Genomic DNA, 24,984 nt, shown 5'->3' with positions numbered 1-24,984 from the left:
GAATATGAATATTCAGCAAATGTCGGGTTTAGCCATTTTACAGGCAATGGCAAGGGGTGAATTACCCGCACCTTCTATCTCTCTCACTATGCCAATGTCGCTGGTTCAAGCCGACGAAGGAACGGTGACATTCCATGCGACTGCCGATGATAAGCACCTCAACCCATTGGGCGGCGTTCATGGTGGTTTTGCCGCAACTGTACTGGATTCGGTTACAGGTTGCGCCGTGCATACATTGCTTGAAGCGGGTGTAGGTTACGGCACTATCGATTTGAATATTAAAATGATTCGACCTGTGCCTAAACATCAAGTGTTAGTGGCTGAGGGCAAGGTGATCAATTTATCTAAGTCTTTAGGTATTTCGGAAGGTACGCTAAAAACGCAGGATGGAAAACTGCTCGCCACTGCTACGGCGACTTGTATGATTTTAAGGCCATAAACCGATTTTGCGGGCTGGCGATATTATCTCTTCGAGTTAACACGCTGAGCAGATAATTAACCTATGCCGAAGGTGCACTTTATCTTCAGGTATTAAGTCGACGGCCTTCTTGCTGGCAGTGAGGTTGTTATGGGCGTAAATTCAGTTAATAACGGAATTTTTTAATCATATTTTCATAAATAGGCCTCAAGATTGAAAATAGCTAGCATGCCATATTCCATTCGACAGAAAGTATGCTAGATTCTGGCGAATTGTTGCTGATCGCTGTATTGTTACCTCTGTCATCAACAGTTCTCCACAGGGCCATCGCTGCAATTGAGTCAGATTTGCAGGGAAGTGTCAGGAAGTTACACCAATTCAGAGTCTGCTTATGCAACCCAATTTATTTCCCGAACAAAGAAACGTTTATCAAGAATCGAGGGCGACACTACCCTCGATTGAAGCCCAATCTTCCTCTCGTCGCGGCCGTTTGCAGCGTATGGTTGGCGGCGTATTGTTAACCTGTAGCGTATTGCTGAGTCTTTCAGCATGTGCGGCAGGTAAGCAGGCGTCACCACAAGAAGGTGAAGAGTTTAGTTACGCTTGGCTAAAGGGTTATGCCCGTACTATGGCTGCACAACCCTATGAGAGTCATAAAGGCGAATTACCTAAAAGCCTTCAGGGCATGAGTTGGGATGATTACCAACAATTCCACTTCAAGAAGAAAGCCGCACTATGGCGTGATCAAGATTCGGAGTTTCGTGCCGAACTGTTCCATCTTGGGCTGTTTTTCGATACCCCTATTCATATTTATGAGCTAAATGAGGGGAAGGCTAAGTTAATCGAATATTCACCTTCAATGTTCGATTACGGCAAGTCAAAGGTCAAAGGTAGTCAGTTGCCTAAGGATCTTGGTTTTGCGGGTTTCCGTATGCAATTTAATACCGATTGGCAGCGTGACATTGTTGCCTTCCTTGGCGCTAGTTATTTCCGCGCCGTGGGTCAAGAAATGCAGTATGGTTTGTCGGCTCGTGGCTTAGCGGTTGATACTGCACTGCCAAAACCCGAAGAGTTTCCAATGTTCACCAATTTCTGGTTAGAAAAACCTAAACCAGGATCGAATATCACCACTGTGTATGCCTTGCTAGACTCTCCGAGTGTCACGGGGGCTTATCGTTTTGATATCGAACCGGGTGAACGTTTAAAAATGAAGGTGGATGTGGCTGTTTATCCACGTAAAGCGATTGAACGTTTAGGCGTTGCGCCACTGACCAGTATGTTTATGGTGGGTGAGAACGATCGCCGCACCGGTTATGACTGGCGTCCAGAAATCCATGATACCGATGGTTTAGCCATGCACACGGGGAATGGTGAATGGATTTGGCGTCCGCTAGGTAACCCTGAAAACCTGCGATTCAACGCCTATAGCGATGAAAATCCAAAAGGTTTTGGCTTACTGCAACGTGATCGTAACTTCGATCATTATCAGGACGACGGCGTGTTTTATGATAAACGCCCAAGCCTATGGATTGAACCAACCAGCAGTTGGGGTAAAGGTTCAGTGCAGTTGGTTGAAATTCCAACACTGGATGAAACCTTCGATAACATAGTGGCTTTCTGGAATCCTGCTGAGCCGATTGTTCCTGGTCAAGAGCTCCTGTACAGCTACAACATGTACTGGGGTGGCATTCCACCGGTTCAATCACCCCGTGCTCGGGTTGTTGATACCTTCACTGGGATTGGCGGCGTAGTTGGCCAGAAACGCAAATACTACAGTAAGCGTTTTGTGGTGGATTTCGCGGGCGGAACTTTACCTATGATAGGTAAAGACACTCAAGTTAAAGCCGTGATCACAGCATCTGAAGGTAAAGTGGAAATTGAATCTGCCCGTCCTTTAGCCTCGATTAATGGTTACCGCGCTATGTTTGACGTAGTGCCACCCGGAGACGGGACTGAGCCGATTAACCTGAGAGTCTATTTGGAGGTCGATGGTCAGCCATTGTCTGAGACTTGGATGTATCAGTGGAATCCGCCTGCAAAGGATGATCGTGAATTGCACAATGCAGGTCATCTGCAATAAGCGATTCGTGAGTCATTAATCTAAAACGCCAGCTAACTTAGCTGGCGTTTTTGTTTTGATGATTAACAAGATGCGGGGAATGCCGCTCATTTGACATCTAAAAAATCAAGCCAGTTGTAATTGCAAGCATGCTACTGAGTTATTGGGGGCTAATTCACTTTTTGACAATCTAAACAATTTTTCACTGTAAAAGACCCTAAACTTGGGCGTAATCTGTGGGCGTTCTCGCCATGGGTATGTATTTTATGTTTGAAATGTTCACAACGTTAGGCTTTGCGTGGTCGGTGGGTTTAGTCCTTGCCGTACTTTTTGTACTGGCATACGAATTTATTAATGGCTTCCACGACACGGCAAATGCGGTGGCGACGGTGATCTATACCAAGGCTATGCCGGCAAATCTGGCGGTCGTTACCTCTGCACTATTTAATTTTGCGGGTGTGCTGTTAGGGGGGTTAGGGGTGGCCTATGCGATAGTGCATTTATTACCCGTAGACTCCTTGCTCGGTATGGACTCAATCCAAGGCTTGTTGATGGTGTTTTCCCTGCTATTTTCGGCAATTATCTGGAACTTAGGTACTTGGTATTTTGGTATTCCGGCATCGAGTTCCCATACCTTGATTGGTTCGATAATGGGCGTGGGTGGCGCGTTCGCTTGGATAAATCATCAGCCTATCCTACAGGGCATTAATGTCTCTAAAGCAACGCAGATCATGCTGTCCTTGATTATTTCGCCGACCTTAGGGTTTGTGATGGCAGGGATTTTTTTGCTCATCATGAAATACGTTTGGCAGAAACATAAAATTCACCGTACCCCAGATGAGCAGATGCAGATTAATGGTAAAAAACACCCTCCATTTTGGGCAAGGGCGAGTTTAATTATCTCCGCTATGGGGGTGAGTTTCGCCCATGGTTCTAACGATGGACAGAAGGGGATAGGTTTAGTGATGCTAGTGCTGATTTGTATGGCACCGGCTTATTTTGCCTTGGACATGGGCAGTCAACCCTATGATTTAGAAAGAACTCAAGATGCTAATCGTCGCATTATGGCGATTTATGACCGTAACCAAGCCGTTATTGCGGATGTTATCGACTTTAAAGCCTTAGTCAACGTTCCCGAATATATGCTGGCCCATTGCTCATCTGCCAATGTATTACCGGCGATGTCGTTGCTTGACCGTCGCTTAGCAAAAGTCTCAACTTACAAAGATATGGATGTAGAAGAGCGACGCGAGGTGCGACGTTTATTGTTGTGCATCGATGATACTGCTCGCCAAGTGGCTAAATTGGATCTTCCTGCTAAGGATTTGAGTTCATTGGCTAAATGGCGAAAAGATCTCACTAGAACTACTGAGTATGCGCCCATTTGGGTGATTATTGCCATTGCGACTGCGCTGGGTTGCGGCACGTTGGTGGGGTGGCGGCGGATTGTATATACCGTGGGGGAAAAAATTGGTTCATCGAGTATGACTTACAGCCAGGGCATTGCCGCGCAGGTCACCGCTGCCGTCTCTATTGGGATTGCCAGTATGACGGGGATGCCTGTATCGACGACTCATATTTTGTCTTCCGCTGTAGCGGGTACCATGGTGGCTAATCGTTCAGGGCTTCAGATCCAAACCATTAAGCAAATCATGCTCGCTTGGCTGCTGACACTACCTATTACTATGTTGCTCTCCGCGAGTGTGTTTATCCTTGCCAATGCACTTTGGGGTTAGCCAAGAATACTCAAGTTGAATGCTCACATAGCCAAGCCTTGAGGGCTTGGCTTTTCGGTTCAGTGCCGTTTCCCGCGATAATTACCTAAGCCATCTTGTTAGAGTTGAGCCTTCAACACCAACAAGGACATAAGATGGCTGAGCAATCTAGAACATTTTTCAAAGCACTACATCAACAATCAGAGCCGCTGATATTAACTAACGCTTGGGATGCCGCCAGTGCGGCCATCATCCAAGCATCTGGCGCCCGTGCGATTGCGACCAGTAGCGCGGCATTGGCTTGGTCGCTCGGTTATCCCGATGGGCAAGCGCTACCTAAAGCGGCTTTATTGGACGTAGTGAACAATATCCTACGGCTGAGCCGAGTGCCCGTGACGATAGATATTGAATCTGGTTATAGCCAAGATCCCGATGAGGTTGCTGCTTTTGTTGCGCAGCTCGCTGAGCTTGGCGTAGCAGGAATTAATATTGAGGATGGCAGTGCAAGTGTTGCTGAGATGGTGGCAAAAATTAAAGCTATTCGTGCCCATCCTCGTTGCCAAGGATTATTTATTAATGCGCGAACTGATGTGTATTTACTGGGTTTAGCCAGTGGTGAGGCCGCCGTCGTTATGACTATTGATAGGTTAACTCAATATCAGGCTGCGGGTGCGGATGGCGGCTTTATCCCTGGCGCGATTAAGGTCGAGACCGCTAAGCGCTTGTCTGCCGCTGTGGATATGCCACTGAATTTTATGCTATTGAATGAGCAGATGGATATCGGCGAGTTATTTGCCGCAGGTGTGCAGCGTTTTTCCACTGGCCCAGCTTCATTTTTACAGGCCTATAGCACTTTGCTTAATCCAATTTTGTTAAATTCAATTAAGGCAAAACCGTTTCAGCGAGAGTCAAATGATGCGGTTATTGCCGTTGATAAGGATTCAATACCTAAAGCCATTTCCCTTGGTTTTGAGAAAATGAATAACTTATTTATCCCGAGTTAAAGCTGTTTTTCATCTATACCCAAGCTACCTGAAGATACGAGTTTCAGAGCGCCAGGGTGCTTCAATTCAAGGCGCATTAATGACAGAATGTCGGCCACCTTTTGAATTGATGCAACACGGAAGTGGAGTGCCCTGGGCGCTCCGTCCCGGCGGGTTTTAACGCACTTTATGCTGCGTTGGTTATTTTTAACTTAGCCCGCTAGGCCTGCAAATAACCGCCTTGCCTAAAGTGCGTTAAATTCCCGCTGAATCCTGCATCTTCAGGTTGTTTGGGTATATACCCACGGCGAGTTTGCCGTGGGTTTCTTCTTACGTCCATTTTACTTAGCGACCTTTTTACCAAGAAAGTCCCATCTGCGTGCTTGTCTCCTCAGGTTTCTTATCAAGTAGTCTTAGCTCGGTGAGGTGAATGTGCGCTGCAATTTGGCTGCGCAATTTTTGATAGAGACGGATGGCCAGTTCAGGCGCGGCTTCATTGTCGGGAGTATGAATAAACAGATAGGGTTCTCGACCTTCTGCGAGCCATTGCGGGAGTTGGGTGAGCCAATTATCAAAAAAGGCATCGTTATCCTTAGGTAAAGCAGTAACGCCTTGCTGTGCGAGTTGTGTTACGGCATCGTCTGGTTGGCCGACAAAGCGCACCACTGGATTATTGGCGGTGGCAATCGCATGCACTGGCACTCGAGGTTTTTTCTTGTGAGCGTCGATAATCGCGACATTGTAGGGCGGCAGTGCAAACAAGGGCCTGCTGTCCATGATGATGCGATTCACTTTTTTTTCGATGAGTAATCGATTAAGCGCACGCTCGGCATCTCCTTTAGCAAAAAACGCAGGATGCCTGACTTCGACGCCATAGGTTAACCCTTGGGGGATTTGATCTAGAAATTGCGCTAACGCAGGCAAGCTTTCTGGGCCGAAATGGGCGGGCAGTTGAATTTTCCAGATCCCTGTTTTATCGATTAATGGTGCCATTATCTGGAAAAAATCTTTCAATTCTTGGCTGCAGTGTTGCAATAATCTTTGGTGAGTGATGGTTTGCGGTAGTTTGAAGGTAAAACGAAAGCTATCGGGCGTGGCACTGTGCCAATTCATTACCGTTTGCTGTGCAGGCGTTGCGTAGAAGCTGGTGTTCCCTTCGACAGTATTGAATATTGTCGCGTAACGGGCGAGTCGCTCCGCTTGTTTAGTTCCGTGACCATACACACTTTCTTGCCAATTCGAGTGCGACCACATGGCAAGCCCAAGGCGAAAATGGTTGGGTTGATGTAACGGAGAGCACAATCGGTCCAAAAATAAATTCCTTTAATGCGATTTGCGCGTACCAAAGCTGCGCCCTGATGTTGACCAACATTTTAGGGCATTGTGCCGATATCTGTCGTCCAGAGTCAAATAGTGCCACCGATGGCCTTAAGTATTGTGTTTGATTTTGTTTGAATTTAATTCTGTAAAAGTCTGACTTAACTTAGCCAACTCTGGAATGACATTGAAAATTAACCTACTCTAATAGTGCGTTATTATTATTTTTATGCTTATGATCAAACTTAGGACTTAGCCAAAGACGGACGTTTATTGGAGAATTACGTGAATAATGATGGCTACACTTCCTTAAGCAATTTTATCGACCTTCTCTTGGATGCTATTTGTGTCGTCGATAAAGCGGGGAGGTTTGAATTTGTCAGTGCAGGGGCAGAACGTATTTTTGGCTATACCCCAGAAGAAATGATGGGTATGCAGATGCTAGATCTTGTCATTCCAGAGGATAGGGAGCGCACTCTCGCAACGGCCAATGAAATTATGGCAGGTCGCTTTAAAGTCGATTTTGAAAACCGTTATGTGCGTAAAGATGGTGTTATCGTCGATATTCTGTGGTCTGCACGTTGGTCCGATGCTTATCAACAGCGTGTCGCAGTCGCTAGAGATATTTCTAAGAGCAAAAATGCCGAACGTAGACAAGCAGCCTTATATGAGATTTCAGAGGCTGTGCATGTCGCTGAGGACTTGCTAGCCCTGTATCGTCGAATTCATGAAATTATTGCTAAATTACTGCCCGCAGCAAACTTTGCTATAGCATTGTACGATCAAGATTTAAATGAATTAAGTTTTCCTTATAAAGCCGCTACTGGCGAGGATTCGCTTATCGATATTGCAAGTTTCAGTGTGTTCACTGACCAAGTGATCCGCAGTGCTGAGTCTTTACTCCTGTGCCCCGTGACCTTAACTGATTATCCCCAAGCGATTCGTGAAGATTTGGGTAATGGCTGTTTAAGTTGGCTGGGTGTGCCGCTGAAGCTACAGAAAGGCGTTATCGGCGCTTTGATTATGCATAGCTTGCCCACTTCGGCTTCATATACACACCAAGACCGTGAGTTATTGGAGTTTGTTTCTACGCAAATAGCCTTTGCGATTGAGCGCCGACAAATGCTCGCGCGATTAGAGCATATTGCACTTTATGATCAGTTAACCTTGTTACCCAATCGTGAGCTTTTTTACGATAGATTTCAAAAGGCGCTATCTCGAGCCCATAGGGAATCAAGTTATTTCTCTTTGCTTTATTTAGACTTAGATAAATTTAAGTGGGTTAACGATACTTTTGGTCATAGCGTGGGCGATTTATTACTGCAAGTGACAGCGCAGCGAATAGTCAGTTGTGTGAGGGGCTCAGATACCGTTGCGCGTTTTGGGGGGGATGAGTTTGTCATCTTACTTGAACGAGTCGATTCAGCACATAATACCCTGCTGGCCGCGCAAAAAATATTGCAAGTATTCGAGCACCCCTTCGAGCTTGCCGAACAGCAGATCCATATTCTGCCGAGTATCGGTATTGCTCTGTATCCAGAGCACGGTGAAAATGAGAAACAGCTTATTTCCTGTGCCGATGCCGCTATGTATAAAGCTAAAAAGAATGGCGGAAATCGAATTGAAATGGGTTATCAAGGATTAAGAAACGTACATGCTGAGCTTCGACCTGAGGCCAATATTCCTGAAAATAAAGCGATGAAGATCATTTAAGCTCGCTTTAGGCGAGCCATTGTAAGTCTTTGAATAAATAATATGTAAAGTAATGCCCGCAAATGTCACTGACACTTGCGGGCATTACTGTATGGAACTGTTGATGTAATCTTTATATAAAATAAGGCTTTTGATTACAGTTTAAAGCGATTAACTTCCTGCTGCAATGATGCGGCTAAATGGGCGAGCTCTTGAGCTTGGACCATAGACGTTTGTGCCTCAATCGAGAGATTCTCTGACACTTCACGAATCGACTCTGTATTACGGTTGATTTCGCTGGTGACTGAGGTTTGCTCCTCGGCTGCTGTGGCAATTTGGCTCGCCATATCTGAAATATCATTAATGGCTTTGCTGATTTGCAACAGACTTTCGCTGGCTGAATTAGCATCGGCCACACTGGTTTCTGCCATTTCATGACTTTGAGTCATAGACTTAACGGCTTTGCCTGCGGTTTGTTGTAGGGTTTCGATCATCGCTTGAATTTCTTGTGTCGATGAATGCGTACGTTGTGACAGTACACGCACCTCATCAGCAACTACAGCGAAGCCACGACCTTGTTCTCCTGCACGTGCCGCCTCAATGGCTGCATTGAGTGCAAGTAAGTTGGTTTGCTCTGCGATGCCACTAATGGTCAACAAAATGCTGTTGATCTTTTGTGAGTGCTCGTTCAGTTCACCGATAATTCGCCCTGCAGTTTCGACTTCACTAGCTAAATTACGGATAGATTGCTGGCTTTGCATTACCTGTTTATGGCCATGGTTTGAAAGTCCGACCGCATTTTGAGCGGTCTGCGCTGTATGCTCAGCATTACTGGCAATTTCCTCGGTGGCGCTGGCCATTTCGGTCACCGCAGTGGCAACCATAGTCACTTCATCTTGCTGTACTTCAATGCGCTGACTGTTATCCGTTGCCGATGCACTACTTCCTTTGGCTTGATATTCCAATTGACCCGCAATCTTGTGCATGCGGGAAATCATACCGTGTAGACGTTCTACAAAGCGGTTAAAACCCGAAGCTAACATACCAATTTCATCGTGACTGTTGGCAGTATGAATGCGCACAGTGAGATCGCCATCGCCTTCGGCGATATCATTGAGTGCTTGGGCAACGCGTTCGAGATCTTTGAATTGGATTTTAAAGATGGCGATTAAAATCAAACCAAACAGCACCAATAGTGCAACACCTACGGCTGACATCCACCAAGCAAGATCGGTTGCCTGTGACATGATTTCTTGCTTATCCATCACGAAAATCAGTGCCCAGTCAGTTGATGGAATTGCCGAAACGTAAACTAATTTAGTGGCACCATCGAGGTTTCGCTCTTCCATGGTATTGGCATTAGTGCGCTGTGATAACCAGTTATTGCTAAAATTACTATCGATTTTAGTGAGTTGTTGAGTATTTAGTTGGCTATTGGGATGACTAATAATGAGCCCTGCATTATCGACCATCAGAGTGTAACCTTTGCCAGGTACTTGGAGGCGCTGCACTGCATCTGTTAACTGATCTATGGTTAAGTTTGCAGCCGCTACGCCTATGAGCTGGCCTGAGCTCATCACAGGTTCTGCTATAGTTACGACTTGTTTTTTCAATGTGGCGCTGACGTAGGGCGCCGTCATGATCATTTTACCCGCCGTTTTAGCATCCATATACCAAGGGCGAACGCGGGGATCATAATTTGCGGTATTCAGCGACGGATCTTGGCGATACATGTTGCCTTGCTCGTCACCATAGTAAGTGAGGGCAAAGTCAACCGCAGTATGCGCTTGCAACAAATGAGGGGTAACGTTGGCACTAGGATCGGCTTCAATGGTCTGCTTTAGGCTAGTAATGGCCATTTTTCTGTCTTGCATCCACTGACCTATGCCGGATGAAAAAGTCTTCGCCAGTTGGTCAATTTCATGTTGGGTGTTTTCTAACGCATTATTTCTAATGAAATAACTAGAGATACTCACGAGTACAGCAATAGTGATCAGTACAGCGGAAAGACTGCTAAACAGCAGCCGCGTTTTGAGTGTCGATCGCATAATCTATATCCTTTATATTCCGTTAGCTCTCTAACGTTGTTTTAGTATAGCGGCAGTACGGGGCAAAACATTAAATCATTGAAGAATTATAGTAATAAATTTAGAAGTGACGCCCATAATTTATGAATTTAATAATTACATGATTTTTATATCAATAACGATTGCGTCAGCGGTTGTTTATTTGATGAGCTGATGGAACTTAGCAGATTAAACTGAAGAGATGAATAATATTTTACAGGTGATAAATAACATTAGTTATCGTCAGTAAGCCGTTAAAATACATAAGCTCAAGCTAACAATTTAATTAAATATGTCACTGGTTGTGAGTGTGATTAATTCATTATTCAGAATGCTGGCTTGTTTATATCAAAGGTTAGTGAGCTTAATTTCGCGCAGGTAGCATCTTGTGTGCTGGTTCAAGTTTAAGACTCATCTGTAACAGAACATAAAAAAGGGGCTCCTAGGAGCCCCTTGTTAATTTTAAAATGACCTTAATATTAGTGAGTCATCTTATTTTTGATCAGCACACAACGCTGCTCTATTTGACGGGTTTCCAGTAGATTACGGCGGGTAAGATTAGATAGCCCAGTTTGGCGATCAAGTACTTTGTCCAATGCCGCTATGCTAGTGTAATTACAATCGGTTGGGATGAGGAAATGGCTATAATTACGCATAAATACTGGCCCTTTTTTGTCCATATCCATTAAGCTCGTCAGACGCTCTTCCGCTGTAGCTGCGCTTAATAGTTTTTGCTCAGCAGGATAAAGATTTTGCATAATAATCCGCTGTTTGGAGAAAGGCAGGCTGTCTAGATGGACTTTACTTAACCAACGACGTTTTGCGGCCGCTTCAGGGCGGATCACTTGTGCCGCAAGTGCCGCTTTTTCACCAGAGTCTGAATTATCCTTGGCAGCTTCTTTGGTTAAGCGCTGCAGCGCGTTAGGAAAATCATAGCGATTAAGCTGGGTGATGATTGCCCATCGTAAATCTTGATCTAAGGTTAATCCCTTGATTTTTGTTTCACCGTCAATGAGTTGCGCTAAATGACGCAGTGAATCTCTGTCGCTTGCTAAACTGACATAGGCATTGAACCAGATCCGTTGGAAGTCATTATCGCCTTTATTTTCCATTGCTTTTCTCAGACTCATTTGGCTTAAGCCTTTAATTGCATTTTCAGCGTAGTTTTGCTGAATAGGGGCGATCTGCGCGAGATATTCCTTCGAGCGCAACATGCTATCGATGATCTGACCAACAATCGTGTAGTCCGTCTCAGCTGGCGCGTTAACAAACACTGTGCTTAGGTATTGATCTAAGCTCAATTTACCTTCGCGGACGCTGTCCCACAGACTTTGCCACAGCATAGATCGCAGTAGTGGATCGGAAATGTTACTCAGTTGTTGTTTTGCGGTATTAAATGACTTGTCATCAAGCTCGACTTTCACAAAGCCCCAATCATCAAAGTTTGGATAGACTAGGTCTGGGCAGCGCTCACCAATCAGTTGTTTAACTTCAGTACGCTCGCCTTTGTAAGTCACTGGCACTGTAATATCATTTCGCAGATCAAAGCGACCTTGGGTAAATAAAGCCACTTGGACTTTTTGTTCACGTAATGTGGGTAGCTCTGCGCTTGCAGGGAGCTGCCGTAGGCTAAATTCGCTGATTCGGTTGCCCTCACAACGATATTCCGCCTTGATGGTGTTAACGCCCGCGCTGTAGAGCCATTCTTGAGTCCATGCACTTAAATCGCGGCCAGCGGCTTTCCCTAGGCTATTGATAAAATCGTCTAACTCAGCGTTTTGATAACTGTATTGTTTTAAATAGTTACTGACGCCACGACGAAACACCATGTCGCCGAGTAAATGGCGTAATTGTTTTAGCGTTGATGCGCCTTTTTGGTAAGTGATAGCATCGATATTGTCGAAGGCGTTCTGAGTCGTTGCTACGGGTACTTCAATGGGGTGCGTGGTGACTAAGCTGTCTTGCTCATAGGCTTTTTGCTTGCCTTTAGCGTAGAAGGTACGCCAAGCATTGGTGAATTCTGTGGCTTCTTGAGTCGCAAGTGTGCCCATAAATGAAGCAAAACTTTCATTTAACCACAAGCCGTTCCACCATTTCATGGTGACGAGATCGCCAAACCACTGGTGCGCCATTTCGTGCATGATCACGCCAGCAAGATTTTGCTTCTGATCCGCTGTCATAGCCGCTTTATGAAGGAAGAGATCTTCGGAAAAGGTCACTGCGCCTGCGTTTTCCATCGCGCCATAAAGGAAGTCGGGCACTAGAATTTGATCGTATTTCTTAAAGGGATAAGGAATACCAAAATAATTATCGAAAAAAGTTAACCCTTGTTTTGTATAGGTAAACCAATCTTGCTCCGTGACTTGATTAGCAACGGATTGACGGGCGAACAGGCGCATAGGATAGCGGCCTGAGTTGTCTTGCCACATGTGATAAGGGCCCGCGTGCATCGAAAAGTTATATGGGCTTAGCTTAGGTGTTTGTGGGAAAGTCCAACGATTGTAAGCACCTGCTGGGGTGATTTGGCTTTCACGCATCGAGCTAATGACTTGCCAGTCTTTGGGCGCTGTTACCGTAATTTGATAGTTAGCCTTGAGATCCGGTTGGTCGAATACTGCGAACATCTGCTGAGCTGCAGCGGGTTCAAAATGAGAGTAGAGGTAGACCTTGCCATCGATTGGATCTTTAAAACGGTGTAAACCTTCACCATTGGTGCTGTGGGCACGGCTAAATTGCACTTCAATGGTATTTTCACCTGAGGTGAGCAAACGCGTATTTAAGCTGATGTAAGCGCCATTGTAATTGGGGTATACGGCGGTACCGTTGATGATAAAGCGTTTTATCTGCGCCTTGTTTAAATCTAAGCTCAGTTGTTTTGGCACTTCACTTAATTGAAATGTCACTTTGGAGGTGGCGGAAAACTCGGCGTCCCCTGTGAGCTGAAAATCCAAGTCATAGTGAATATCGGAGATGACCTGCGAGCGAAGCGTAGCCTGATATTGGCTAATATAAGCGCTAGCATCACGTGGACCCGTATTGAGTGTACTTTGGGTTGCACACGACATTAATGTGCCGCAGGTAAGGGCAACGAGACTGGCTTTAAACAAGTTCACAACTTAAATCCTTCAGCGATTTGTTTTGTTTTCTGCTTGGATGTTTGCATTCAATATCGTGTGTGTAGGTTTGCCTTTGTGGCAAATTATCCCTCGCGCCAGCGCCAATTTTGAGCATCATCATCGCAGTGTATTTTGGCCGAGTACACTACCTTATTTACCTTGGATTACCAATGTTAAAAATGTAAAAAAAAGCCAGCGTTAACGCTGGCTTCTTGAGATTACTGTTTGGCAGAATTAAGTGCCAATAGGATAATTACATGCCTAAGAAAGACTTAGACTTCATCTTACGGATTTCTTTTTCATCAGACCATTCGATAAGGCCTGTTTCTAAATCCATTAAACGCATTGTCATCTTATAGTAGACGTCTTTAGTGCTACCGTCTTGCTTCACTATGCTAGATAAATTGCCATATAACATGTATTGAGCGCCAATTTGACGACCAAACTTGATGGCGGTTGATGGGTCAACCATGCCAGTGTTGTTTTGGTAATCCAGTTGTTTACGGACTGAATCTACTTTAGTCATGTCGATAAAACGGAACTTGCCTGAGCGCAATAATTTGTTACTGATAGAGTCAGTGACAGACTCAGTGTCGATATGTTCTGAGGTTTTGTTTTTGATGCTATCAACAAATAAAATCGGGCGGTCATTGGCTGTTATTGCCACGATAGGAGGGAAAGTCATCATGCTATCCACCATCTTGGCTGCAATAGCTTGTAGATCCGTCGAGCCAAAGTTCTCATTGACGGTTTCAACTTCTGTGGCATCGCCATATTCGACTTTAGATTGACATGCAGCTAGACCCATAACGGCAGCCAGTACAAAAATCAGTTTAAATTGTTTCATAGTCAGTTCCATTTTGTGATTGTATAAACTTAATGACACACGTCTTATTCAAATACCACAACCGCTAGGCTAAATGATTATTGAATAAATTCGGGTGTAATTACCAGTATCAATTGCCCAGACTAAGGTGGTTTTGCCTGCTGCAACATCAATTTTAGCCGGTGGCGCTTTGTCTAACTGCAAAGTGTATTCACCTGCACTCAAATAACGCCGCCCGATCTGTGCTTGTTTAGGGAGCGTCAGCCAACTACGACGATCCGCTTGTTCTGTTACTACGTTAAAAATCTGCATCGCAATGCTGCCAATATCGGCCGCATTGTTACCTGGTTTACCACTCTTCTCAATCTGATAGGCCATCTCAGATTTAGCATAGACCCTAGCGACTTGACGAACTAGCGTCGCGGGCAGATCTTCCTTGAGTGCAGTGATGGCTAAGGCATCGATATTGGCAATAGGTTCAGTTTTCAGCACTGTACCTAAACCTTGCACTTGCGTCTCTGGCACAAAAGTATTGTTTGGCATGTAGGTAGCAAGTGACACTGTCTGCCAGTTACCATGGATAGTAAAAGGTACAGTGAGAGCTTGTTTTGCTGGCACAAAGCCGCGCTCGACCATCAAAATTACTTGGCCATCTTTGGGGTTGGGCAATTTAGCATCGCCCCAACGGCGCTTAAACTCATCATACTGTGGCATGCCGAGTTGCTTGGCGAGGCGGACCAGATCTTGCTGTAAATAGGTGTTATCTGGAGTGATTTGTGCTGCTTTACGATAATCGATATAGGCATCGTTCGGCTCACCCAGCACTTCGTGCAGTACGCCAGTCGTATAATAACTGTAAGCGTTTAAGAAAGAACTGGTGACTGTGCCCGCGGCTTGTCCTAGTTTGTTAACCTCGGCATCTATGGTGCCGTTTGCCATGGCTTGAACTGACTTTTGTGATTTTTGATAGCGTTCTTGCTCGCTGCTCTGTAGTTCGTTACTGCGACGAACTTCGACTAGAGCCCCCTGATAGTCGCCACTAAACAAATAGTTAAGAGCTTGGTATTGGTGCAGCATGATGCGTTCATACCCTGGGCCTCGGTACGGAATCGCATTGTCGTTTAACACTAAGCTGCTGGCTGTTGCGCCAATGTCACTAACGCTGACTTTGGCCTTATCATCAAAGGCGGTATAAGCATCTACTGCTTGCTGATAATATTTTTTACTGGCAGCAAAATCGCCGGCGACTTGAGCAATTCGTCCCGCTTCTTGGGCATAGAGTAAGCCGTCATTGCCATTGATATTGCTGGCAAGTTTGTCGATATCGGCCATGGGAGTCGCACTATTAAGCTCTTGTTTGAGTGGTTCAATCTGCGCAGGATAATTAATGAAAATACTGTTATAAGCGCAGCCCGATAAGTTTAAAACCAATCCCATTGCCAAGGTTGGTGCAATAAATGCGCGAGAAAAAGGTGTAACGAAGGACTGTTTCATTATTGCGCTTCACCTTTTTTGATGGATTGGGCTGAAATCGCCTGAGTCTGTTCTGGCATAAGTGAACGCTCGAGTAATGTGATCCCTTGAAGGTGATCAAATTCATGTTGAAAAATCCGTGCAATAAAGCCCGTTAATTCGGTTTGTTGCCACTCGCCTTGTAAATTTTGATAGCGTACTTCAATGGCTTGATGTCTTTGTATCGTAAATCTTTGCCCCGGTACAGATAAGCAGCCTTCTTCTCCGCTGACCAACTCGCTTGATGCATTAATGATTTGCGGATTAACCACGACCACAGGCGCCATATTAGGCGCGTCGGGATAACGCTCATTAGGGCGAGAAGCCATAATAAATAAGGCTAAAGGGCTGTGAACTTGGGGGGCTGCGATACCAACGCCATTGGCAGCGTCCATGCTGGCAGACATTTGCTCGGCAAGATGCACGAGCTCGGCATCGAAATGGTGCACTGTGATTGCAGTCTGCCTTAGAATGGGTTCACCCACTAACGCTATGGGTAATAGAGTTGGGGTTTCTTTTGGCATTAAATGTTTAAACATCGCATTCCCTGGATATTTTGCAGTAACTGTTTTTTAATCAAAGTTAACATCTAAAGCGTCAGTGTTAATAATGTGGTGGTGGCGTTTCTTCAGCCTGAGTCGCCATATTACTCGGTTCCATGTCCTGCAACTTACCAATTAACATGTGAATTTGGTGTTGCTGGTGAGCCACCAGTCGATTTAATTTGATGACCTCTTGGTTTAATTCTTCGACTGTGAGCTCTTGAAAAGCCAATTTGGTTTCTAGATCTTCAATCTGTACTTGTACGCCTTGCATGGCTAACCTCTATTTCTGCCAAGTTTCAACTAAGCCTTGGCTACTGATACTAACGACTTTATTGGTATCTCGAATTGCCACAGAGTATACAACGGCTCCTCGATTTTGGCTGTTTTTAGTGAGTGCAACCTGCCATTTTTCAATTTGTTTACCCGAGTCACGTTGCCAGAGTATAACTTCCCGCGCTGGCGTACCTGTTAATAGCTGGCTGTCTTGTTTGATAAACCTCACCGCTGAAAAGTTCATTTGGCGACGGGTAATATCCAGCTTATTTAACAGCTTACCGCTTGTGTTATCCCAGATTTTTGCTTCATCTGTGCTGCCATTGGTAAAACTTAAACTACCACTGTCGTTGAGTGCCACTTTGGTTATACGGCTGCCGAGTGTCCACGTATGAAGCGGTTGGCCAGTTTGTGCCTGCCAGAGAATCGCCTGCATATCATTTGACCCCGTTAATGCTAATCGGCCATCAGCAGAGAGGGCAACACTATTGACGCGCTCTTTGTGTCCAAGAAATTTGATTAAGGCAGATTTTTCGGCATTAAGCGACATGACTGAACCATCATTTAAACCAATAAGTAGTGCGCCATTATCGGCTACCGCGACACTTTCACCGGATGAAGGTAAGGACCACCAGCCCAAAGGCTTACCGTCGGCTATTTTCCACATAGCAACTGAATCTCGGCTTAACGATGCGGCAAATATCCCGTTGGGAGAAATCGCCGTACCTGTGACGCCAGTATTAATATCACCATGTATCCATTGGTATTTGAGGGTATGGGTGCTGAGATCCCAGCATTGAACTCCACTACTTTGAGTGGCAACTAAGGCGAATTGCCCATTACTTGATAGGCTCGCGCTATAGCTGGGTTCTGTCGTGAGAACACTGATATCTTCTGCTTTGGGGTGGCAAGCGATTAGAAAAACTGTGCAAATTACCAGCAGTAGATTTTTCTTCATGAACTTGCTCCCTAAGTTGTTGTCTTTAGACTTGATCAAGTGACATTAATCACTGTTAACCCATAAAGAATCTAGTTGGTATAACCGAGATAACTAGTATAAAGTTGTCACGCTTAGGTTATTGTAACCGCTTGAGGATGCTGAGGAAGCTTTAATGAAATCGATTTATAAATTATCGTTAGTTGCATTGGCTATTATTGGCCTATCTGCTTGTAATCAAGAAGAAAAAGCAGCTACGAGTACAAATGTTGAATTAACGACTGAAGCTCAAAAAGAAGCTTACAGTGTAGGCGCTTCAATCGGTCGTTATATGTCTGGCCATATCAAAGAGCAAGAAGAATTAGGCCTGCCAGTTGATCGCACTCTGATCGTCACTGGTTTCACTAATGGTCTGAATGACCAATTAAGTTTAACCGAAGAAGAAATGCAAACCATTCTTCAAGGTCTAGATAAAAAGTTAAACGATAAACGTCAGGAACAAGCAACAGCGATTTCTGCGAAAAATATCGAAGATGGTAAAAAATTCCTTGAAGAAAACAAGGTTAAGCCTGGTGTAGTGACAACTGAGTCTGGCTTACAATATGAAGTATTAACTCCAGGCACGGGTGAAAAGCCTGCCGCAGAAGACACTGTAGAAGTGGATTATGTCGGTACTTTACTTGACGGTACTGAGTTTGATAGTTCTTATAAACGCGGCGAAGCGGCTAAGTTCCCTTTGAATCGCGTTATTCCTGGTTGGACTGAAGGCGTGCAATTAATGCCTGTTGGCGCTAAGTTCAAGTTTGTGATCCCATCGGAATTAGCCTATGGCGTACGTGATACTGGTACTATTCCACCAAACTCTACGTTGATTTTCGAAGTTGAGTTGAAATCAATCGAGAAAGCTTCTGCGGCGCCAGTAGCTGAACCTGCTAAAAAGTAATTGATTAGCTGCGACGTGTAATACGCCGCAATTGAAAATACCGCTCCTAAATGAGCGGTATTTTTTTGTCTGTAAAATTCACATTATTGTTTTAATATTGAGCTCACTATCTTACAGCCGTTGGTTCTCAGACTGGCTCTATGTTTCATTTTTATACCCATTATCAACATTAATCTGCTGCAATAACCAAGGGTACCCATCATCAACTTTAGAAGTTTGATTGTTATGTTTATTTCAAAATAATGAATGCTAAATTAAGTTTTAATTATATCCATTACCTTTTAAGGACCCGTGTTCCTTATATTTTATTAGGTATTTCATACCGAATAATATCATCAAAATATCACATATAAAATATTGATTGTTATTTGAGCAGGACACTAAATACTTTGAGCTTATGTGTATTGATCTTACTGTTTGTTTTTACATGGCTAATACTTTTGATTTACCATCCTGTTCTGTCAGGTGAACAGTGAAGTGTCTATAATTAGTTACTCATCAATGTGTTACATTGGCAATGTGCGATCTTGCCCTCTTTTTTTACGCATTCAACTCTGAAATAATCGGCTCGCACGTTAATAGAAGTTAGCGGCAATATTATAATAATGGGGTTGATGATATGGATAATGTTAATAAATTAACGGCTATTTCTTTAGCTGTAGCAGCGGCTTTGCCTATGATGGCAAGCGCAGATGTGATGATCACCGAATATGTTGAAGGTAGCTCAAATAATAAAGCGATTGAACTGTATAACAGCGGCGATACGGCAATTGATCTCGCGGGTTATAAACTGGTTCGTTATAAAGATGGTGCTACTGTTGCGTCGGATATGGTGGCTTTAGGTGGTCAAACTATTGCGGCAAAATCGACAAAAGTTATTTTAAATACTAGCGGTACTATTACTGTTGCTCAAGGGGTTGATAGTTACTCTGGTAGTTTAAGTTTTAATGGCGGTGATGCGGTTGCCTTAATGAAAGATGATGCCGTCATCGATATTATTGGTGATGTGCCGACGCCAACGGGTTGGGGATTAGACGTTACCTTAAAACGTAAATTAGATGCGTTAGTGGCGAATACAGTATTTAATGCCGCCCAGTGGGAACAATTACCTAAAGATACCTTCTCTGGTTTAGGTTCTCTAGAAACGCCTGCTGAGCCAGAAGTGCCGCTCTTTAGCTGTACTGGCGCTAAAATTGTGCCTATTTATCAAGTACAAGGGGCGGGCGAGTCGAGCCCATTTGTACCAGCAGGGGCATTCGAATCTGAAGCCGAAGTGACTGTGCGTGGCGTAGTGACTGCCCGTGGTGAAAGCTTGTTTAAAGGTTTTTACTTACAAGAAGTTAAGGGTGATAACTCACCGTATACCTCTGATGGTGTATTTGTATTCTTAGGTGAAGCTGCACCTGAAGCGATTCAACCAGGGGTTGAAGTGTGTGTGCAGGGTAAAGTGAAAGAATACTTTGGCCTAACTCAAATCGATATTAAAGCCGATAAGAAATTTGATGTTGGCGCTAAGGGTGAAGTCCCTGTTGCCGCACCTTTCTATGTGGCCGATGGCGAAACCTTAGCGCAAGCATTAGAGCGCTATGAAGGCATGAATGTGGCCTTAGATGCGGGCAGCGATCTTAAAATCAGCCGCACCTTCAGCTTCGACTATGCGGGTAGTCGCAATAACATGCTAGTGTCATATCAAGCACCTTTGATGAAGCCGACACAGCTGTATCCAGCGCTTTCTGCTGAAGCAACGGCATTAGTTAAATCTAACCGCGAGAACCAACTCTTTATCGAATCCGATTACAAGCCTGCCAATGGTGTTATTCCATACTTCCCTGATTTCAATGTGGAAACGGGTTACATCCGTGTTGGCGACCAACTGACTAACCTGCAAGGTGTGATTGGTTATAGCTACGGCGCTTATCGTTTAGTGGCGACTAATACTATTGCAGCGGGTGATTTTATCCGTGGTGACGATAGAACCGAAGCCCCAAGTGTTGCAACTAAGGGGGATCTGCGCGTGGCTAGCTTTAACGTGCTGAACTTCTTTAACGATGTTGATGGTGGCGATACCAACCCATCAGGCAGTAACCGTGGCGCTCTAACGCTGGAAGAAATGGTGCTACAACGCACTAAAATCGTTAGCGCTATTACCGCCATGAACGCCGATATCGTCGGTTTGATGGAAATTGCTAACAACGGTTTTGGTGAGAAGAGTGCGATTAAGGATTTAGTCGATGCACTAAATGACAAGCAGACGCCTGAAAACGCCTATAGCTTTGTTGAAATTACCGATGCTGATAAGTATGACGGCAAGTACTTTGGCACAGATGCGATCACTGTCGGCATGTTATACCGTGGTGGTAAAGTGACTTTAGCGGGGGCCGCACAAGTTATCGGTACTCCAGAACAGCACGCCAGTGCTGGCAGCGTGACTCGTACTAAAGATGGCAAAACTGAGGCTAACCCTGGCAATGATGCTTATCAACGTCACAGCTTAGCGCAAACCTTTAAAATCCATGATGAGTCTCTGACCGTAGTCGTTAACCATTTGAAATCTAAAGGCTCAGGCTGTTTAGAAGATTGGGCTAACTTCGAAGAGTCAGTTGATCCTGCCGATCAACAGGGCAAGTGTAATGCTTTCCGCGTATCTGCAGCCAAAGTCTTGGGTGAAACGCTAAAAGATGTGAAAGGCGACTTACTGATCATCGGTGATATGAATGCCTATGGTATGGAGGATCCTATCCGTGTACTAACCGACTTCGATGCGAGCAAGTCAGAGCGTGACATCCTGACCGCTTCGTGGACGACGCTCGACGGCAAAGTGTTTGAACGCCAAGGCAGCAAGATTGAAAAAGGTTATGGCTTTATCAACTTGAACACGAAAGCCCACGGTGCAAGCACTTTCTCTTATAGCTATAACGGCGAGTTAGGTAACTTAGATCATGCTTTAGCCAATGCTAGCTTAGCCAAACGTTTAGTGGATATTGAAGATTGGCACATCAACTCAGTGGAATCTAATCTGTTTGAATACGTTAAGAAGTTCTCTGGTGATCTGGCTAAGTCTGAAAATGCTTTTTCTGCATCGGATCATGATCCTGTGATTGTTGCTTTAAGTTATCCTGCGCCAGTAGTGCCGCCAAAACCTGAGCCAAAGCCTAAAGATGATGGCGGTGCTTTAGGTTATTTAGGTTTAGCACTGATGTCCTTGTTTGGTTTGCAGCGTCGTCGCCGTTAACCTGTATATGGGGTTAACTCACAAGTGCAATTTGTGAGCTAGACTGAAACAAAGGGATGGTTAACCATCCCTTTTTTATCTCTTTTTTTCAGTTTTTATTAGGAGTGAGTATGGATACCACCTCAAATCCGCTGAAAACCATGAATATCAAGGCGCCACTGTGGTTTTACTTTGTCGCAACGCTCAGTTTGTTGTGGAATATCATGGGGCTGATGGCTTTTGTGATGCAAATGACTATGACGCCAGATGCACTCGCACAGATGAGCCCAGATCAAATTAAACTCTATGAAACGACGCCAATTTGGGTTGATGCTGTGTTTGGCTTTGCCGTGGTTTCAGGGGTTCTAGGATGCCTATTATTGTTATTCAGAAAATTAATTGCTTATAAAGTGTTGGTCGCCTCGCTTATCGCTATTTTGTTGCAAATGACCTATGTATTTTGCATTCAGCAAGCGGCTGTGATGCTAGGAGCTGACGCGTTAATTATGCCAAGTGTAGTCGTGGTGTGGGGATTATTTCTTGTCTGGTTTAGTCAGCTAAGTACCGTTAAATCTTGGTTAGTTTGAGCCTTATTTTTGCTGATATTGATGTGACCAGCTGAGAGTAAACTAGTTGAACTTCATCCACTTCACAGTAAACTGCTGATTGGTTTTATTGACTAGGAAGTTGCAATGAGTATTTGGTTTAGAGCTGTAACGTTAGAGGATTGCGCGCGTTTAGACGCCGGTATGGGTGGCAAAGGCACCTTGATGCAGACTTTAGGAATTGAGATCAGTGAGATTGGCGACGATTACATGAAGGCCACTATGCCAGCCAGTCCGGCGGTGCATAACCCTTTGGGCATAGTGCATGGTGGCGCGAATGTCGCGCTTGCTGAAACCGTTGCTAGCTATGCGGCAAATTTCGCGGTGGATTTTGAGCAGTACTATTGTGTCGGTCAAGAAATTAACGCTAACCACTTACGGGCTTCCCGTAATGGGGTATTAACCGCCACGGCTAAGCCTATCCACTTAGGGAAGCGCAGCTCTGTATGGGAGATTTTAATCCACAACAGTGCGGGTGAACTGACTTGTATTTCACGGATGACGGCGGCTGTCGTTAAACGCTAAATGCTAAATGCAATGAGCCAGCTTATTACCTGTGGTGTGAATGGCGTATCAATCGTTTGATTTAAATAATATATAGATAAGGATTGGATATGGATAACGCTACAATTTGGGAATGGGTTGGTTATTTAGCTTCAGTGGTCGTTGCAATATCACTGATGATGTCAAACATTAAGAAACTGCGCTGGTGGAATCTCATTGGTGCGGCTTTATTTGTGGCCTACGGTGTGGCAATTGGGGCTTATCCTGTTGCCTTAGTTAACTTTTTTATCGTGCTGATTGACACTTATTATTTGGTTAAGCTTTATCGTGAAGCCGACTTATCCAGCAGTTAATGGCAGTGTATCAGCTTAACTCCGCTTTCTCGCACCGCACTTCGCTCCATTGTCCTGAGCAGCTATTTGGTTTTTCAACAGCATCTTAAGTGATGTGAGCGGACCATTGGCTGTGAGTCCGTGTAATTCATTAACTGTCTTGCCAAACTCATTCTTAATCTTTTTTTTAGATTATATAAATCTAGTTTAATCGTTTTATTCTCAAGTGGTAATTCTCTATTCTTGCTCTATCGACAACACGTCGCCAGCCAAGGAGATAAACCATGGCCACCATTTACGATTTAATTGAAACCTGGTTAACCAGCAATCAAGACTAAGGAGCAGGGCATGAGTCAACAACATCAAACAAGTCAGTACTTAACGAGCCAAAACGGCGCCCCAGTGGCCGACGATCAAAACTCACTGTCGGCGGGTGAACGTGGTCCTCTGCTATTACAAGATTGGCATTTAATTGAAAAATTAGCCCATTTCAACCGTGAGCGTATTCCTGAGCGTATCGTGCATGCTAAAGGTACTGGGGTTTATGGCACATTTTCGCTGACTAAAGATTTAAGCGATTACACCATTGCTGACCATTTCAATGGTGTTGGTAAGCAAACCGAAACCTTTATTCGTTTCTCAACCGTAGGTGGAGAAATGGGTTCTGCCGATGCAGAGCGCGATCCACGTGGCTTTGGTTTACGTTTTTATACTGCCCGTGGTAATCACGATATTGTGGGTAACAATACGCCGACCTTTTTCTTGCGAGATGGAATTAAGTTTCCAGACTTTATCCATACGCAAAAGCGTAATCCTAAGACAAACTTAAAAGATCCGCAGGCTATGTGGGACTTTTGGTCATTGAATCCTGAAGCTATGCATCAAGTGACCATTTTGATGTCGGATCGTGGTATTCCGGCGAACTACCGTCAAATGCACGGTTATGGTTCACACACTTTCTCGCTGTGGAATGCCAAGGGCGAGCGTTTCTGGGTGAAGTTCCATTTTAAATCGCAGCAAGGTGTGGTCAACTTAACCAATGAACAGGCTGATAAATTAAAAGGGATTGATCCCGATTCATCGCAGCGCGATATGGTGGTTGCTATTACTGATGGTAACTTCCCGCGTTGGACGGTTAATGTGCAGATTATGCCTGAGGCGGATGCCAATACTTACCATATCAATCCATTTGATTTAACTAAGGTTTGGCCGCATAGCGACTATCCATTACTTGAGATTGGTGTATTAGAACTGAATCGTCTGCCACAAAACTACTTTGCTGAAGTTGAGCAAGTGGCATTAGCACCTAGTAATTTGGTCCCAGGCGTCGGGGCTTCACCAGACAAGATGTTACAAGCGCGTTTATTTGCCTACGCCGATGCGCAGCGTTACCGCATTGGTGCTAACTACAACCAATTGCCAGTAAACTGCCCGCATGCCGCTAAGGCAAATCACCATCAACGTGCAGGTGCGATGGCGGGCACACAATGTCCTTATCATGGCAGTCAAACCGGTGCTGATGCTTCGGCAAACTATGGCCCGAACAGCACTGCTGATGCCTTGGTTGAGCCAGTAAACTTTAGCGAACCACCATTGCGTTTAGAAGGTGAAGCGGCGCGTTACAGTCGTTATAACCAAGACGATTATACCCAAGCGGGTAATTTGTATCGCATCTTCTCTGAAGCTGAGAAAGCGCGCCTAGTGGCAACAATTTCGGGTTCATTAAGTCAAGCGAGTTTAGATGTGCAGCAACGTATGGTGTCGCATTTTACTCAAGCCGATGCGGATTACGGACAACGTATTAAACTGGCATTAGGTCTTTAAACTGTTGCTGTTGCGAATGTTTGAATAAATAACCTGAGATCGGTTTAACAAGCCATAACTGTAATAGCATTAAACTCTGCGTTAGTGAGGTTCAGTTGTGGCTTAT

Annotated in this window: 19 protein-coding genes; 11 read left to right on the top strand and 8 right to left on the bottom strand. The window is 44.7% G+C overall.

Features of this window, described 5'->3' with window-relative positions; translation table 11 throughout:
- Positions 1 to 4 precede the first annotated feature (4 nt).
- The 4 genes from GWI56_RS19640 (at position 5) to GWI56_RS19625 (ending at position 5,196) form a co-directional block, all read left to right on the top strand.
- On the top strand, positions 5 to 439 hold the full coding sequence (locus GWI56_RS19640; protein WP_028761608.1) for a PaaI family thioesterase: 435 nt from the start codon (positions 5 to 7) through the stop codon (positions 437 to 439).
- 370 nt (positions 440 to 809) lie between these two features.
- Complete coding sequence (locus GWI56_RS19635; protein WP_113939843.1) at positions 810 to 2,498, top strand: glucan biosynthesis protein D; 1,689 nt, start codon at positions 810 to 812, stop codon at positions 2,496 to 2,498.
- Positions 2,499 to 2,743: 245 nt separating this feature from the next.
- A complete protein-coding gene (locus GWI56_RS19630; protein WP_105252986.1) occupies positions 2,744 to 4,213 on the top strand; it encodes an inorganic phosphate transporter in 1,470 nt (489 codons plus the stop codon).
- A gap of 134 nt (positions 4,214 to 4,347) precedes the next feature.
- Complete coding sequence (locus GWI56_RS19625; RefSeq protein WP_198573847.1) at positions 4,348 to 5,196, top strand: isocitrate lyase/phosphoenolpyruvate mutase family protein; 849 nt, start codon at positions 4,348 to 4,350, stop codon at positions 5,194 to 5,196.
- A 336-nt stretch (positions 5,197 to 5,532) separates the two neighbouring features.
- Here GWI56_RS19625 and GWI56_RS19620 read toward each other — a convergent pair whose 3' ends face one another.
- Complete coding sequence (locus GWI56_RS19620) at positions 5,533 to 6,486, bottom strand: DUF72 domain-containing protein (protein WP_198573846.1); 954 nt, start codon at positions 6,484 to 6,486, stop codon at positions 5,533 to 5,535.
- Between the two features lie 291 nt (positions 6,487 to 6,777).
- Here GWI56_RS19620 and GWI56_RS19615 point away from each other — a divergent pair, with 291 nt between their 5' ends.
- Positions 6,778 to 8,205, top strand: coding sequence for a GGDEF domain-containing protein (locus GWI56_RS19615; RefSeq protein ID WP_113939846.1), 1,428 nt, complete (start codon positions 6,778 to 6,780; stop codon positions 8,203 to 8,205).
- A 134-nt stretch (positions 8,206 to 8,339) separates the two neighbouring features.
- Here GWI56_RS19615 and GWI56_RS19610 read toward each other — a convergent pair whose 3' ends face one another.
- The 7 genes from GWI56_RS19610 to GWI56_RS19580 all read right to left on the bottom strand — a co-directional run bounded on the left by GWI56_RS19610 (position 8,340) and on the right by GWI56_RS19580 (position 17,480).
- On the bottom strand, positions 8,340 to 10,232 hold the full coding sequence (locus GWI56_RS19610) for a methyl-accepting chemotaxis protein (protein ID WP_198573845.1): 1,893 nt from the start codon (positions 10,230 to 10,232) through the stop codon (positions 8,340 to 8,342).
- A 497-nt stretch (positions 10,233 to 10,729) separates the two neighbouring features.
- Positions 10,730 to 13,363: an aminopeptidase N gene (gene pepN / locus GWI56_RS19605; protein WP_198573844.1), complete on the bottom strand. Its 2,634-nt coding sequence runs from the start codon at positions 13,361 to 13,363 to the stop codon at positions 10,730 to 10,732.
- Positions 13,364 to 13,619: 256 nt separating this feature from the next.
- On the bottom strand, positions 13,620 to 14,213 hold the full coding sequence (gene lpoB, locus GWI56_RS19600) for a penicillin-binding protein activator LpoB (RefSeq protein WP_173246506.1): 594 nt from the start codon (positions 14,211 to 14,213) through the stop codon (positions 13,620 to 13,622).
- Between the two features lie 69 nt (positions 14,214 to 14,282).
- Positions 14,283 to 15,686 carry a hypothetical protein gene (locus tag GWI56_RS19595; RefSeq protein WP_198573843.1) on the bottom strand — a complete coding sequence of 468 codons (1,404 nt, stop codon included), beginning with the start codon at positions 15,684 to 15,686 and terminating at the stop codon, positions 14,283 to 14,285.
- Complete coding sequence (gene def / locus GWI56_RS19590) at positions 15,686 to 16,243, bottom strand: peptide deformylase (protein ID WP_168824914.1); 558 nt, start codon at positions 16,241 to 16,243, stop codon at positions 15,686 to 15,688. Before def ends, GWI56_RS19595 begins: the two co-directional genes overlap by 1 nt.
- A gap of 64 nt (positions 16,244 to 16,307) precedes the next feature.
- A complete protein-coding gene (locus GWI56_RS19585) occupies positions 16,308 to 16,520 on the bottom strand; it encodes a SlyX family protein (RefSeq protein ID WP_198573842.1) in 213 nt (70 codons plus the stop codon).
- A gap of 9 nt (positions 16,521 to 16,529) precedes the next feature.
- Positions 16,530 to 17,480, bottom strand: a complete 951-nt coding sequence (locus GWI56_RS19580) for a hypothetical protein (RefSeq protein ID WP_173246498.1) — start codon at positions 17,478 to 17,480, stop codon at positions 16,530 to 16,532.
- Positions 17,481 to 17,634: 154 nt separating this feature from the next.
- Between GWI56_RS19580 and fkpA the strand changes: the two genes are divergently transcribed.
- From fkpA to katB, 6 genes are all read left to right on the top strand, one after another.
- Positions 17,635 to 18,402, top strand: coding sequence for an FKBP-type peptidyl-prolyl cis-trans isomerase (fkpA, locus tag GWI56_RS19575; protein ID WP_131524662.1), 768 nt, complete (start codon positions 17,635 to 17,637; stop codon positions 18,400 to 18,402).
- A gap of 619 nt (positions 18,403 to 19,021) precedes the next feature.
- The gene (exeM, locus tag GWI56_RS19570) at positions 19,022 to 21,634 is read left to right on the top strand and encodes an extracellular exonuclease ExeM (protein WP_198573841.1); all 2,613 of its coding nucleotides are present in this window, start codon (positions 19,022 to 19,024) and stop codon (positions 21,632 to 21,634) included.
- A gap of 110 nt (positions 21,635 to 21,744) precedes the next feature.
- A complete protein-coding gene (locus tag GWI56_RS19565) occupies positions 21,745 to 22,200 on the top strand; it encodes a hypothetical protein (protein ID WP_198573840.1) in 456 nt (151 codons plus the stop codon).
- Between the two features lie 105 nt (positions 22,201 to 22,305).
- Positions 22,306 to 22,743: a PaaI family thioesterase gene (locus tag GWI56_RS19560; RefSeq protein ID WP_028761594.1), complete on the top strand. Its 438-nt coding sequence runs from the start codon at positions 22,306 to 22,308 to the stop codon at positions 22,741 to 22,743.
- A gap of 89 nt (positions 22,744 to 22,832) precedes the next feature.
- On the top strand, positions 22,833 to 23,075 hold the full coding sequence (locus GWI56_RS19555; RefSeq protein ID WP_028761593.1) for a YgjV family protein: 243 nt from the start codon (positions 22,833 to 22,835) through the stop codon (positions 23,073 to 23,075).
- 327 nt (positions 23,076 to 23,402) lie between these two features.
- Positions 23,403 to 24,878, top strand: coding sequence for a catalase KatB (katB, locus tag GWI56_RS19550; protein WP_198573839.1), 1,476 nt, complete (start codon positions 23,403 to 23,405; stop codon positions 24,876 to 24,878).
- Positions 24,879 to 24,984: the final 106 nt, after the last annotated feature.

This window comes from Shewanella sp. DW31, assembly GCF_015767295.1.
Lineage (GTDB): Bacteria > Pseudomonadota > Gammaproteobacteria > Enterobacterales > Shewanellaceae > Shewanella > Shewanella oncorhynchi.
Note: the sequence above shows the minus strand (reverse complement) of the source record. Positions and strands in the feature narration are given on the sequence as shown.